The organism is Rhodococcus sp. PBTS 1 (assembly GCF_001620025.1).
In the GTDB taxonomy this organism is placed as follows: Bacteria; Actinomycetota; Actinomycetes; order Mycobacteriales; family Mycobacteriaceae; genus Rhodococcoides; species Rhodococcoides kroppenstedtii.
Window position 1 is genome coordinate 2,471,022 of the sequence record NZ_CP015219.1, and the last position, 12,311, is coordinate 2,483,332.

A 12,311-nucleotide genomic window follows, 5' to 3' on the forward strand; every position below is an offset into this window, starting at 1 on the left:
GGCGACTACCGCCCGGCCCAGGTGGCCAGCTGTCCCAACATCCGGTCGGCAGCATCGGGGGCCACCTCGTCCGGAGTGGCCCCGTCGGCATCGAACGCTCGCTTGACCCGCACGAAGGACACAGCGTCGCGCACCGACACCATGTGCAGCTCGGCCACCACCTGCCGGAGCTGCTCCACCGCGCGCACACCACCGGCCATCCCGCCGTAGGACACGAACCCCACCGGCTTGCCGCGCCATTCGTGCTTCACCGAGTCCAACGCCAGCTTGAGCGATGCCGGATAACCGTGGTTGTACTCCGGGGTCACCAGAACGAACGCGTCGCACTCCCCTGCCCAGGCCGCGACCGCGTCGGGCCCGTCACCACCCGACAGATCCAGCGGCAGAACCACATCCGCGAGATCGAGCACGCGGACGTCGAAACGCCCGTCCGCTTCCGCGTGCCGGACGAACCACCGCGCCACCTTCGGGCCGACACGTCCCGCACGGACGCTGCCGACGATCACGCCGAGAACCGGAGCCATGACCCGGACCCTATCCGCAGCAACCGGGCGCCGACGGCCGCACCGCCCGCGTGGTCGCGTTGCGCTCCGCCAGCTCCGACGCCGCCGGATAGTCCACACGCACGAGCGACAACCCGTGCGCGGGAGCCACCGTGATCGCACTGGATCGGTCCGACTCCGCGAGCAGCGACGCCGGCCACGTCACCGCGCGTCGACCCTCCCCGACCGCGAGCACCGCGCCCACGAGAGACCGCACCATCGACCAGCAGAAGGCGTCCGCGCTGACGAACGCCGTCAGGTCGTCGCCGTCCTGCACCCACTCGAAGCGTTGCAGATCGCGGATCGTCGTCGCCCCGTCGCGCCGCCGGCAGAACGCGGCGAAATCGCGCAGGCCCAGCAGCCTCGTCGACGCGTCGTTCATCACCGCCACGTCCACCGACCGCGGCCACCCGACCACGAAGCCCCGCCGCATCGGCGCCACGCCGAACCGCGCGGTCGAGAGCCGGTACTCGTAGTGGCGTCGGAGCGCGGAGAACCGGGCGTCGAACTCCGTCGACACCTCGGTCACGTCCGTCACCCGCACGTCCGGCGGCAGGAAGCGCGACAGGCGCCGCACCAGCACCCCGAGGTCGGGCGACACTCCGGGTCGATGGGAATCGATGCGCAGCAACGCCTCCCGCGGCAGATCGAGATGCGCGACCTGGCCCTCGGCGTGAACCCCGGCGTCGGTGCGGCCGGCGACGACCAAGCGAACGGGCTGCCCGACGACGGTGCTCAGCTTGTCCTCGAGCACCCCGCACACCGTGCGCTGATCGCGTTGAGTGGCCCACCCCGCGAAACCCGTTCCGTCGTAAGCGATGTCGAGGCGTAAACGGACGAGCCCGCCACCGGAATCGGTGGCGGGCTCGTGCGCGGAGTCCGAAACGGACACTTACTTCTTGTCGGCCTCGTCGGCGTTGGACGCGTGGGCGTCCTCAGCCTCGACACCCTCGATGACCGCGTCGGCGTTCTCCACCTGAGCGTCCGTGGCGTCGGCCTCGACGGCCTCCACGACGTTCTGCTCGGCCGCGGCCTCGTCGGCAGCGGTCTCGTCGTTGGTGGCGGCAGCAGCCGGAGCGGCCTGCGATGCCTGCACGCGACGAGCGCGATCCGCCTCGGAGGACACCGTCTGCTCGCGAACGAGCTCGATGATGGCCTGCGGGGCGTTGTCACCCTTGCGGGGGACGGTCTTGATGATGCGGGTGTAGCCGCCGTTGCGCTCCGCGAAGTGCGGGCCGATCTCGGCGAACAGCGTGTGGACGACGTCCTTGTTGCGGATGTCCTTCATGACCTCACGACGGTGAGCCAGCGTGCCGGCCTTGGCGTGGGTGATGATCTTCTCCGCGTACGGACGCAGGCGCTTGGCCTTCGACTCGGTGGTGGTGATGCGGCCGTGCTCGAAGAGCGCCGTGGCCAGGTTGGCCAGGATCGCCTTCTGGTGCGATGCCGAACCGCCGAGACGGCGACCCTTGGTGGGCTTGGGCATGTCAAATTCTCCTGATCAGGTGCTCGGAACGCGTGCGCGTCAGAGCTGTTCGGTCTCGGCGTAGTCCTGCTCGGCTCCGTCGGCGTCGCTCACGCTGCCGTCGGTGTCGCTCCAGGTTCCGGTGGCGGCGTCGTACCCGGCAACGGTGCTGGGATCGAAGGTCGCCGGGCTGTCCTTGAGCGAGAGGCCGAGCGAGTGCAGCTTGACCTTGACCTCGTCGATGGACTTCTGTCCGAAGTTGCGGATGTCCAGCAGGTCCGACTCGGTGCGACCGACCAGCTCGCCGACGGTGTGCACACCCTCGCGCTTGAGGCAGTTGTAGGACCGGACCGTGAGGTCCAGGTCCTCGATCGGCAGACCGAAGGAGGCGATGTGGTCGGCCTCGGCGGGCGAGGGTCCGATCTCGATGCCTTCTGCTTCGACGTTGAGCTCACGGGCCAGCCCGAACAGCTCGACCAGGGTCTTGCCCGCCGAAGCGAGCGCGTCCCGAGCGGTGATGGAGTTCTTGGTCTCGACGTCCAGCACGAGCCGATCGAAGTCGGTGCGCTGCTCGACGCGAGTGGCCTCCACCTTGTAGGTCACCTTGAGCACGGGCGAGTAGATCGAGTCGACCGGGATACGGCCGATCTCGGCGCCCGAGGCCTTGTTCTGCACGGCCGGCACGTAGCCGCGGCCCCGCTCGACGACGAGCTCGATCTCGAGCTTGCCCTTGTCGTTGAGGGTCGCGATGTGCAGGTCCGGGTTGTTCACGGTGACGCCGGCCGGCGGCACGATGTCGCCGGCGGTGACGGTGCCCGGGCCCTGCTTGCGGACGTACATGGTGACCGGCTCGTCCTCGTCGGAGCTCACGACGAGTCCCTTGAGGTTCAGGATGATGTCGGTGACGTCTTCCTTCACCCCGGGGACGGTGGTGAACTCGTGCAGGACGCCGTCGATACGGATGCTGGTGACAGCGGCGCCGGGGATCGACGAGAGCAGGGTGCGGCGGAGCGAGTTGCCGAGGGTGTACCCGAAGCCAGGCTCGAGGGGCTCGATGACGAACTTCGAGCGGTTGTCAGCGATGACCTCTTCGGTCAGCGTGGGTCGCTGAGAAATGAGCATTGATGTCCTCCTGGGATGAGCGTCCGCTATATGACGCTCGTGGTGGGGGCGACGAACCGCCTGCGAGCCTTGCGCGCATCACGGGGATGCGCGCAAGGCTCACAGGGCGGGCACGTCTTACTTCGAGTAGTACTCGACGATGAGCTGCTCCTGCAGCGGGATGTCGATCTGCGCGCGCTCGGGCTCCTGGTGGACCAGGATGCGGAGGCGGTTCGGCACGACCTGCAGCCATCCCGGAACCGGACGCTCGCCGTAGGTCTCACGGGCGATCTGGAACGGGAGGGTGCTCAGCGACTTCTCGCGGACGTCGATGATGTCGTACTGCGAGACGCGGTAGCTGGGGATGTCGACCTTCTTGTTGTTGACCAAGAAGTGGCCGTGCGTGACCAGCTGGCGTGCCTGCCGACGCGTCCGGGCGAGGCCCGCACGGTAGACGACGTTGTCCAGACGCGTCTCGAGGATGCGCAGCAGGTTCTCACCCGTCTTGCCCTTGAGGCGGTTGGCTTCCTTGTAGTACAGGGAGAACTGCTTCTCCATGACGCCGTAGGTGAAGCGTGCCTTCTGCTTCTCCTGCAGCTGGAGCAGGTACTCGCTCTCCTTGATCCGCGCGCGGCCGTGCTGGCCGGGCGGGTAGGGGCGACGCTCGAAGGCCTGGTCGCCTCCGACGAGGTCGACGCGCAGACGACGCGACTTGCGGGTGATGGGTCCGGTATAACGAGCCATGTTCTGTTACTTCCTTCCCGCTAGACGCGACGGCGCTTGGGCGGACGGCAGCCGTTGTGCGGCTGGGGGGTGACATCGGAGATGGTACCGACCTCGAGGCCTGCCGCCTGGAGCGAACGGATCGCGGTCTCGCGGCCGGAGCCGGGACCCTTCACGAACACGTCGACCTTCTTCACGCCGTGCTCCTGCGCCTTGCGCGCAGCGTTCTCGGCCGCGAGCTGAGCAGCGAACGGAGTCGACTTGCGCGAGCCCTTGAAGCCCACGTGACCCGACGACGCCCACGAGATGACGTTGCCACTCGGATCGGTGATCGACACGATCGTGTTGTTGAACGTGCTCTTGATGTGCGCGCTGCCGTGCGGGACGTTCTTCTTGTCCCTGCGGCGCGTCTTCTGGGTCTTCTTCGGACCGGAGGTGCGTGACTTCGGGGGCATTACTTCGCCTTCTTCTTGCCGGCAATGGTGCGCTTCGGTCCCTTGCGGGTGCGCGCATTGGTCTTCGTGCGCTGTCCACGGACGGGCAGACCACGACGGTGGCGAAGGCCCTGGTAGCAGCCGATCTCGATCTTGCGTCGGATGTCGGCCTGCACCTCACGGCGCAGGTCGCCCTCGACCTTGAGCGACTCCTCGATGTACTCGCGGAGCTTGGTCAGGTCCTCGTCGGTGAGGTCCTTGCTGCGCAGGTCCGGGCTGACGCCGGTGGCCGCGAGGATCTCGTGCGACCGGGTACGGCCGATGCCGTAGATGTAGGTGAGTGCGATCTCCATGCGCTTCTCGCGCGGAAGATCCACACCGGCTAGACGTGCCATGTGGCGGTTCCTTCATTCGTGCGGAGGTCTGCTCCCGGTCCGTCCCCATACGTGTGTGCTCGGGGCCCCGGCCTCCGCGGCCGAGGGTGCACCACCCGCGTGTGGGTGGCTGGTGCTGGGAGGTCTTCTTCTGGCGGTGGTGCCAAGTAGATCTTCGAGAGGGGGTCGATCAGCCCTGACGCTGCTTGTGGCGCAGGTTGTCGCAGATGACCATGACCCGGCCGTTGCGGCGGATCACTTTGCACTTCTCGCAGATCGGCTTGACGCTCGGGTTGACCTTCACGTCTGTTCGATCTCCTGGTCGTGCCCGGCCCCCGTGACCGGCGAACCGGTGACGAGCTTCGGACATGGTTGATCCCCGGCCCGCGAGGAACCGGGGACTGCTGTTACTTGTAGCGGTAGACGATTCGTCCACGCGTCAGGTCGTACGGGGAGAGCTCGACCACGACGCGATCCTCGGGGAGGATGCGGATGTAGTGCTGCCGCATCTTGCCGCTGATGTGAGCGAGCACCTTGTGACCGTTCTCCAGCTCGATGCGAAACATCGCATTGGGCAGGGGCTCGACCACTCGACCCTCGACCTCGATTGCGCCGTCCTTCTTTGCCATGTCCTCCGCGATCCTGGCGTGTCACACCTAGAATTGACTTCGTCGTCACCGACTCGTGCAGGCACGCGTGAGCGCACCGACGTTCGATACTACCGGGTCCTCGACGGGCCTACCAAATGCGTCCGAACCGCGCCACCCTGCGGCCACCTTCGGCCACCCGGCGGCCACGGCATGCCGGCCGTCAGCCCGAGTGTCCCGCGTAGGTCCCGACGGACCAGTGCACGCCCTCCGGATCGAGCACGGTGAACCCGCGCCCGCCGTGATCCTCGTCGCGCAAGGCCTCGACGACGCGCCCCGCCGACTGCCGAGCGCGGTCGAAGATCGCCTCGACTGCGTCGTCGTCCACCGCGAGATAGACGGCGCCGATCCCGGCCGGCAGGCCGGCGATGACGCTGTCCTCGCGCACCGAACCGAGCATGACCCCGCCGGGCGCTCCCCCCGACCCGGTCCACCGGAGCTCCGCGTGGTCGACGCGGTCGCCTTCGCCGTACACCGCGACGGCCTCGAATCCGAGGACGTCGGTCAGGAAGGCGATGGCGGCGCGAGCGTCCCGGTAACGCAGGGCCGGCCACGTCGCGAAGCCGGGACGTGTCGTCGATGTCACCACCTCACGGTAGAACGGTGTCGACGGTGACGGAAGTGCGGAACGAGACGGAGCGTGATCGATGGGCGTGGTCGATGGGTGAGCAGCCGGGCCGGGTCGAGCGGGCGGTGTCGTCGGTCCTCGACAACGGGAGCCGGCTCCAGGCCCCGGCCGTCGAGAAGTACGTGTGGCGTCTGCGGCGTGCGCACCCCGAGGAGTCGCCCGAGCAGATCGTTGCGCGCCTGGAGAAGATGTTCCTCACCGCGGTGACGTCGAGCGGGGGCGCCGCCGGGGCGACGGCCGCGATCCCCGGCGTGGGCACCGTGGCCTCGATCGCCGCGATCGGCGGTGAGACCGCGTTCTTCCTCGAAGCCGCGGCACTGCTCACCCTCTCCGTAGCGTCGGTCCACGGGATCTCGGTGACGGACCACGAACGTCGCAAGGCCCTCGTCCTGGCCGTCGCGCTCGGGGATTCCGGCAAGGAGATCGTCCAACGCAGTCTCGGCCGTACCGGCAACGTCGGGAAGATGCTGTCCGCCGGCATCCCCGGCGGCGCCAACCTGTCCGGGTTGAACAAGCGACTGATCAGCTCGTTCGTCAAGAAGTTCGCGGCGCGGCGCGGGGCGGTCATGCTCGGGACCCTTCTGCCCGCGGGCATCGGTGCCGCCGTGGGCGGCGCCGGCAACCGCGCCCTCGGCAAGACCGTGATCGGCAACGCGCGGGACGCGTTCGGACCACCTCCGCCGGACTGGCCGGCCGGCAACCGGCCCGTGGCCACCGGGCCACGGTGACCGGCCCGTACCGGCCCCCGCCGGCTCTGGCAGCACGCGGGTTGAGCAAGGCCTTCGCGGGGATCGACGCCGTCCGCGACGTGTCCTTCGTCGTGCCCACGGGCTCCGTCACGGGTTTGCTCGGACCCAACGGCTCGGGCAAGTCGACCACCCTGCGCATGCTGCTCGGTCTGGTGCATCCCGACGCCGGCGAGGCCGACGTGGCCGGACGTCCGCTCGCGGCGCACGACGTTCCCGGTCGCGTCGTCGGCGCGGTCCTCGACGGCCGCGGCGCGCATCCGCGTCGTACCGCCCGCGCACACCTCCGGTGCCTCGCCCCCGTCGTGGGGGTCTCCGACGCTCGGGTCGAGGAAGTGCTCGCGCTGGTCGGCCTCCACGACGTCGCCCACCGGCGGACCGGCACGTACTCCCTCGGGATGCGGCAGCGGCTGGCCCTCGCGACCGCGCTGCTGGGCGACCCGGCGGTGCTCGTGCTCGACGAACCGGCCAACGGCCTCGATCCGCAGGGCATCGTCTGGCTTCGGGATGTTCTGACGGCCCGGGCCCGGTCGGGGCGGACGGTCCTCGTGTCCAGTCACCTGGTGCGGGAACTCGAGCAGACGGTGGACCATCTCGTGATCATGTCGGCGGGGCGCGTGGCGTTCCACGGCAGCCTGGCCGAGTTGGGCGCGCTCCACCCGCCGCGCACGCTCGTCGCGTCCGCCGACCCCGCGGCACTGGCTCTGGCTCTGGCCGCGGCAGGACACACGGACGCGATCCTGGGGGCCGACGGTCGTCTCGTCGTCACGGGGATGGGCGCCGACGGCGTGGCCTCCGTCGCGCGGACCGCCGGCGTTCCCGTGTTCGGAATCGAGACGGCGACGACGGACCTCGAACGGATCTTCCTGTCCATGACGGGCGCTCCCCCGCCGGTCCCGGCCGGACCGTCGACGGGAGTGCGGCGATGACCGTGGGTGCAGCCGAGCTGCTGCGGTCCGAGTTCCGAAAGGCGTTCTCGCTGCGCACCTGGTGGGCTCTGGGCCTGCCGCCGATCGTCATCGGCCTGCTGTCGGGTGCGATCTACGGCGCGATCGCCTCGTCGGACGTCCTGGCCGGAGTCACCGACGCCGACGTCCTCGCCGTCACCCTGACCGCAGCGGTCACGGTGGGTGCTGTCGTGTTGTTCGCCGCCGTCTTCGGGGCGGTGCACGTGGCCGGCGACCTGCGTCACGGGTCGTGGGCCACCTCCCTGATCGCCGTCCCTCGCCGTGGGCGCGTCGTGTCCGCGCAGCTCACGGTCAGCGCTGCGGTCGGAGCGCTCTACGCACTGCTGTCGGTCACCGCAGCACTGTTCTCGCTCACCGTCGTCGGCGGTGACGCGGTGGCCGTCTCGGGCTCCCTGGTCGCCGGCCTGCTGCCCGCCGCCGTGGTGGCGGGCGTGCTGTGGAGCGCCCTGGGTTGTGGGCTCGGCCTGCTCACCGGATCCCCCACGTGGAGTGCCGTGGCCCTGGTCGCATGGCTCCCGCTCGGCGAGTCGGTGGTGGCCGTCGTCGCGAGCGGGCTCGGCGCGGACGCGGCGGTGCGCCTGCTGCCGGGCCTGGCGACCGTCGGCATGGTCACGCTCGGGCGCGGCCCTACCGACCTCCTGCTTCCCTTCGGCGCCGCGATCGTGTGCCTGCTGCTGTGGGCAAGCGGGATGGCCGGGGCCGGATGGTGGCGCGCGGTGACGCGGGACGTCGAGTGAGCTCCCGAGTGAGGCCCCGAGTGAGCCGAGCACGAGCATGAGCGGGTTCGGTCATCGCGTCTGAGTCCGCCGGATGGATCCGGCGGCTCACCGCGGAGTGCCTGACCCATCGCCGTACCGCGGTGGGGGCCCTCCTCGTGACCTTCGTGGCCGCCGGGATCGACGTCTGCTTCCCGCTGCTCACCCGCATCGCGGTGGACGACGCCGCGGCGTCGCGGACGGAGACGCTCGGGGCCGTCGCCGCCGCGATCGTCGGTCTCGGTGTGGTGCGCTTCGCGTGTCAGTTCGGCCGGCGGCTGCTGGCGGGTGCGCTGTCCGTCGACGTCCAGCACGACCTGCGCCAACGGTTGATGGGAACGCTGCTCCGGCTCGACGGTCCCCGTCAGGACGAGATCGCGGTCGGTCAGGTGGTGTCGCGCTCGATCAGCGACCTGCAACTGGTGCAGGGTCTGCTCGCGATGGTGCCGCTGTCCGCCGGGGCGGTGCTGCAGTTCGTCCTGGCTCTCGGGATCATGCTGACGCTCTCCCCCGCGTTGACCCTGGTCGCGCTGGCGGTGGTGCCGGCCATGTCGATCCTCGTGGTGCGCCGACGGCCGCAGCTCTACGCAGCCACGTGGTCCGCCCAGCAGCGCGCCGCCGAACTGGCCGGTCACGTCGAGGAGACGGTCACCGGCGTGCGGGTCGTGAAGGGCTTCGGCCAGGAGAGTCGGGCGGTCGACGTCCTCGTCGACATCGGCCGACGGTTGTTCGCCGAACGCCTGCGAGCGGCGCGGGTCAACGCCCGGTTCGCTCCGGGCATGGCTGCGCTCCCCCAGCTCGGACTGGTGGGGGTCATCGCCCTCGGCGGGTGGTTCACGCTGTCCGGTGCCATCACGGTCGGCACGTTCCTCGCGTTCGCCAGCTACGTGATCACCCTCGCCGCGGTGACCCGCACGGTGACGTCGGTCGTGGTGATGGCCCAGCTCACGCGCGCCGCCGTCGAGCGGGTGTACGAGGTGATCGACACCCGGCCCAGCGACGACCGGCCCGCCGGCGCCGCTCCGACGCCCGTTCCGGACGGCCCCCTCGGACTCCGCCTGCGGGACGTCCACTTCGGCTACGCCAGTGGTCCACCGGTGCTGGCCGGACTCGACCTCGACGTCGCTCCCGGGGAGACGGTGGCCGTGGTCGGCCCGTCGGGAAGCGGGAAGTCGACGCTGTCGATGCTGGTCCCGCGCTTCTACCGACCGACGACCGGGTCGATCGAGCTGACCTCCCCGGCGGGAACGGCGAACATCGCCGACGTGGACGCCGCGGCCCTGCGCGGCGCGGTCGGCGTCGCGTTCGACGAACCGTTCCTGTTCTCACGGACGATTCGCGAGAACGTCGCCCTCGCCCGGCCGGACGCGAGCGACGACGACGTCCTCGACGCCATCCGTCGCGCCGCGGCCGAGGACGTCCTCGAGACGGTGCCCGGCGGTCTCGACGCGCGTGTCGGCGAGCGCGGGCTGACCCTGTCCGGCGGTCAACGGCAGCGACTCGCGCTCGCCCGCGTCCTGCTGGCCAGACCCCGCGTGATGGTGCTCGACGACGCGACGTCGGCCGTCGACGCGCACACCGAGGCGACGGTCTACGCGCGTCTCCGGGAGACCGGGTCCGGCCGGTCCCGACCCACGATGCTGGTGCTGGCCCACCGACGGTCGACGCTCACGCTCGCCGACCGCATCGTCGTGCTGGACGGGGGCCGGGTGATCGACTCCGGGACCGAGAGAGAACTCGACGACCGGTGTTCGCTGTTCCGGATGCTGATGTCCGCGGACGCCGCCGCCGACCGTGTCGGTTCTGCCGACCCGGACGCCGAGGTCGATCTGTGGCCGGACGCCGCGGTGCCCGACCGTCCGACGGCCACGGCCGGCCCGGCAGGCGGCGCTGGACCCGGCGCCCACGGGCCCGGATCCGCGCTCGGGGGCGCGATGGCCGGCGACGAGATCGCCGCAGCGGTCGCGGCCCTGCCCGAGGCAACGGACCGTCCCGACGTCGACGAGTCGGCCGCGCGCACCGACGAATCGACCTTCACCCTGCGTCGCACGCTGGCACCGGTCGCGGGCCTGCTCGCGCTCGTCGCGACGTTCCTGGCCTTCGATTCGTTCGTCACCGTCGCGTTCCCGTCGATCGTGCGCTTCGCCGTCGACCACGGCGCCGCGGAGCGGAACACCGCGGTCCTCGCCGGTGTCTCCGCGGCGGCACTGGCGTTGGTGGCGGCCGACTGGCTGGTGGTTCGTGCGCTCACCGTGACCACCGCTCGCGCCGGCGAGACGGTGCTGTTCTCGCTGCGGGTCCGCAGCTACGCCCACCTGCAGCGGCTCGGACTCGACTACTACGAACGAGAACTGTCCGGTCGCATCATGACGCGGATGACCACGGACGTCGACGCGCTGTCGTCGTTCCTGCAGACCGGGCTCTCGACGGCGATCGTCGCCGTGCTGACCGTGGTCGGGGTGTCGATCGCGCTCGTCCTCACGGACGGGGTGCTGGCGGCGGTCACGTTGTCGGTGGTGCCGGTGCTGGCGGTCGCGACGGTGATCTTCCGACGCATCTCCTCGCGCGCCTACGCCACGTCGCGCGAGCGCATCTCCTCGGTGAACGCGGACTTTCAGGAGAACGTGTCGGGCCTGCGCGTCGCGCAGGCGGCGCGGTTCGAGGACGAGGCCCGCGAGGCCTTCCGTGCTCGGTCGTGGTCCTACCGCGCGAGTCGCATGCGGTCCCAACGCGCCATCTCCGTCTACTTCCCCTTCATCACCGCCCTGTCGGACGTCGCTCTCGCCGCCGTCGTGCTGGTCGGGGCACGTCGGGTCGCCGACGGCAGCGCGACGCCGGGAACGCTGGTCGCCTTCGTCCTGTATCTCGGGTTGCTCTTCGGGCCGATCCAGCAGCTGTCGCAGGTGTTCGACAGCTACCAACAGGCCACCGTCGGACTCCGACGCATCGCGGCCCTGCTCGCGACGTCGAGCTCCCTCGAGTCGGCTGCCGACGACCTCGGCTCGGCCGAGGCCGACCGACCGGCTCCGGCGACGCGTCTCGTCGGCGACGTCGAGCTACGTGACGTGGGCTTCCGGTACGAGGGGGCCGACCGGGACGCCGTGCGCGACGTGCGCCTGTCGATCCCGGCGGGGTCGACGGTGGCCCTGGTCGGACGTACCGGCGCCGGGAAGTCGACGGTGGTCAAGCTCATCGCTCGGTTCTACGACCCGACCGCGGGTGCCGTCCTCGTCGACGGGGTGGACCTGAGAACCCGGCCACTGACCGCCTATCGCCGACGCCTCGGAGTGGTCCCGCAGGAGGCGCACCTCTTCGGCGGCACGGTGGCGTCGAACATCGCGTTCGGACGGCCCGACGCGAGCCGCGCGGACATCGAGGCGGCCGCGCGGGCGGTGGGGGCGCTGCCGATGATCGCGGCACTGCCGTCGGGCATGAACACCCCGGTCGGTGAGCGCGGTCGGGGCCTGTCCGCCGGCGCCCGACAACTCGTCGCGCTGGCCCGCGCCGAGCTGGTGGACCCGGACGTCCTGCTGCTCGACGAGGCCACCGCCACCCTGGACCCCGCCACCGAGCGCGCCGTACTGGACGCGAGCCGCACGATCACCCGACGCCGCACCGCGGTGGTGGTGGCGCACCGACTGGCGACGGCCGCCCGAGCGGACACCGTGGTGGTGGTGCACGACGGACGCATCGTCGAGAGCGGGCCGCACGCGATGTTGATCCGTTCCGGAGGTTTCTACGCCGAGCTGTGGGACATCACCGAAGGACGCGGATCGGCGATAAGTGATGCAGACCACATCGTCATCGGAGACGATGACTCGACCACACAGCGGTGAAGCCCGTCACACGGCCGACGCGGCGGCGCGAGCACCGACCGGAAGGTCTAACCTGGAGTGGCCGTGCGCTGAGCGAGAACAAGAAGGAAACG

General features: G+C 70.2%; 14 protein-coding genes. 4 read left to right on the top strand and 10 right to left on the bottom strand.

The features are described from left to right. Positions 1–5: 5 nt before the first annotated feature. The 10 genes from A3Q40_RS11125 to A3Q40_RS11170 all read right to left on the bottom strand — a co-directional run bounded on the left by A3Q40_RS11125 (position 6) and on the right by A3Q40_RS11170 (position 5,872). Positions 6–524 (bottom strand): NADPH-dependent FMN reductase, encoded by a 519-nt coding sequence (locus A3Q40_RS11125; protein ID WP_068102243.1) that lies wholly within the window; start codon positions 522–524, stop codon positions 6–8. A 10-nt stretch (positions 525–534) separates the two neighbouring features. Beyond that, entirely contained in the window at positions 535–1,434 is a 900-nt protein-coding gene (truA, locus tag A3Q40_RS11130) for a tRNA pseudouridine(38-40) synthase TruA (RefSeq protein WP_068102245.1), read from the bottom strand. Further along, positions 1,435–2,028, bottom strand: a complete 594-nt coding sequence (rplQ, locus tag A3Q40_RS11135) for a 50S ribosomal protein L17 (protein ID WP_068102247.1) — start codon at positions 2,026–2,028, stop codon at positions 1,435–1,437. A gap of 39 nt (positions 2,029–2,067) precedes the next feature. After that, positions 2,068–3,129, bottom strand: coding sequence for a DNA-directed RNA polymerase subunit alpha (locus A3Q40_RS11140; RefSeq protein ID WP_068102248.1), 1,062 nt, complete (start codon positions 3,127–3,129; stop codon positions 2,068–2,070). A gap of 117 nt (positions 3,130–3,246) precedes the next feature. Then, complete coding sequence (rpsD, locus tag A3Q40_RS11145; protein ID WP_068102250.1) at positions 3,247–3,852, bottom strand: 30S ribosomal protein S4; 606 nt, start codon at positions 3,850–3,852, stop codon at positions 3,247–3,249. Positions 3,853–3,872: 20 nt separating this feature from the next. Then, positions 3,873–4,286, bottom strand: a complete 414-nt coding sequence (gene rpsK / locus A3Q40_RS11150) for a 30S ribosomal protein S11 (protein ID WP_068102252.1) — start codon at positions 4,284–4,286, stop codon at positions 3,873–3,875. Then, entirely contained in the window at positions 4,286–4,660 is a 375-nt protein-coding gene (gene rpsM / locus A3Q40_RS11155) for a 30S ribosomal protein S13 (protein ID WP_068102254.1), read from the bottom strand. The genes rpsK and rpsM overlap by 1 nt, the downstream gene beginning before the upstream one ends. 169 nt (positions 4,661–4,829) lie before the next feature. After that, complete coding sequence (rpmJ, locus tag A3Q40_RS11160; RefSeq protein ID WP_013127970.1) at positions 4,830–4,943, bottom strand: 50S ribosomal protein L36; 114 nt, start codon at positions 4,941–4,943, stop codon at positions 4,830–4,832. A 103-nt stretch (positions 4,944–5,046) separates the two neighbouring features. Beyond that, positions 5,047–5,268, bottom strand: a complete 222-nt coding sequence (gene infA, locus A3Q40_RS11165; protein WP_005140011.1) for a translation initiation factor IF-1 — start codon at positions 5,266–5,268, stop codon at positions 5,047–5,049. A 181-nt stretch (positions 5,269–5,449) separates the two neighbouring features. Beyond that, positions 5,450–5,872, bottom strand: a complete 423-nt coding sequence (locus A3Q40_RS11170) for a VOC family protein (RefSeq protein ID WP_068105985.1) — start codon at positions 5,870–5,872, stop codon at positions 5,450–5,452. Between the two features lie 74 nt (positions 5,873–5,946). Here A3Q40_RS11170 and A3Q40_RS11175 point away from each other — a divergent pair, with 74 nt between their 5' ends. From A3Q40_RS11175 to A3Q40_RS11190, 4 genes are read left to right on the top strand one after another with little or no spacing between them, the layout of a single operon-like run. Then, entirely contained in the window at positions 5,947–6,642 is a 696-nt protein-coding gene (locus A3Q40_RS11175) for a hypothetical protein (RefSeq protein WP_068105987.1), read from the top strand. Further along, a complete protein-coding gene (locus tag A3Q40_RS11180; RefSeq protein WP_068102256.1) occupies positions 6,639–7,589 on the top strand; it encodes an ABC transporter ATP-binding protein in 951 nt (316 codons plus the stop codon). The genes A3Q40_RS11175 and A3Q40_RS11180 overlap by 4 nt, the downstream gene beginning before the upstream one ends. After that, positions 7,586–8,365 carry an ABC transporter permease gene (locus A3Q40_RS11185; RefSeq protein ID WP_068102258.1) on the top strand — a complete coding sequence of 260 codons (780 nt, stop codon included), beginning with the start codon at positions 7,586–7,588 and terminating at the stop codon, positions 8,363–8,365. Before A3Q40_RS11180 ends, A3Q40_RS11185 begins: the two co-directional genes overlap by 4 nt. 53 nt (positions 8,366–8,418) lie before the next feature. Next, a complete protein-coding gene (locus A3Q40_RS11190; RefSeq protein WP_201133071.1) occupies positions 8,419–12,219 on the top strand; it encodes an ABC transporter ATP-binding protein in 3,801 nt (1,266 codons plus the stop codon). The last annotated feature ends 92 nt before the right edge of the window (positions 12,220–12,311 follow it).

Excerpts from the sequence above, each read along its gene's own strand:
- A3Q40_RS11125 (WP_068102243.1), bottom strand. The coding sequence starts at position 524 with ATGGCTCCGGTTCTCGGCGTGATCGTCGGCAGCGTCCGTGCGGGACGT.
- rplQ (WP_068102247.1), bottom strand. The coding sequence starts at position 2,028 with ATGCCCAAGCCCACCAAGGGTCGCCGTCTCGGCGGTTCGGCATCGCAC.
- A3Q40_RS11140 (WP_068102248.1), bottom strand. The coding sequence starts at position 3,129 with ATGCTCATTTCTCAGCGACCCACGCTGACCGAAGAGGTCATCGCTGAC.
- rpsD (WP_068102250.1), bottom strand. The coding sequence starts at position 3,852 with ATGGCTCGTTATACCGGACCCATCACCCGCAAGTCGCGTCGTCTGCGC.
- rpsK (WP_068102252.1), bottom strand. The coding sequence starts at position 4,286 with ATGCCCCCGAAGTCACGCACCTCCGGTCCGAAGAAGACCCAGAAGACG.
- rpsM (WP_068102254.1), bottom strand. The coding sequence starts at position 4,660 with ATGGCACGTCTAGCCGGTGTGGATCTTCCGCGCGAGAAGCGCATGGAG.
- infA (WP_005140011.1), bottom strand. The coding sequence starts at position 5,268 with ATGGCAAAGAAGGACGGCGCAATCGAGGTCGAGGGTCGAGTGGTCGAG.
- A3Q40_RS11175 (WP_068105987.1), top strand. The coding sequence starts at position 5,947 with ATGGGTGAGCAGCCGGGCCGGGTCGAGCGGGCGGTGTCGTCGGTCCTC.
- A3Q40_RS11185 (WP_068102258.1), top strand. The coding sequence starts at position 7,586 with ATGACCGTGGGTGCAGCCGAGCTGCTGCGGTCCGAGTTCCGAAAGGCG.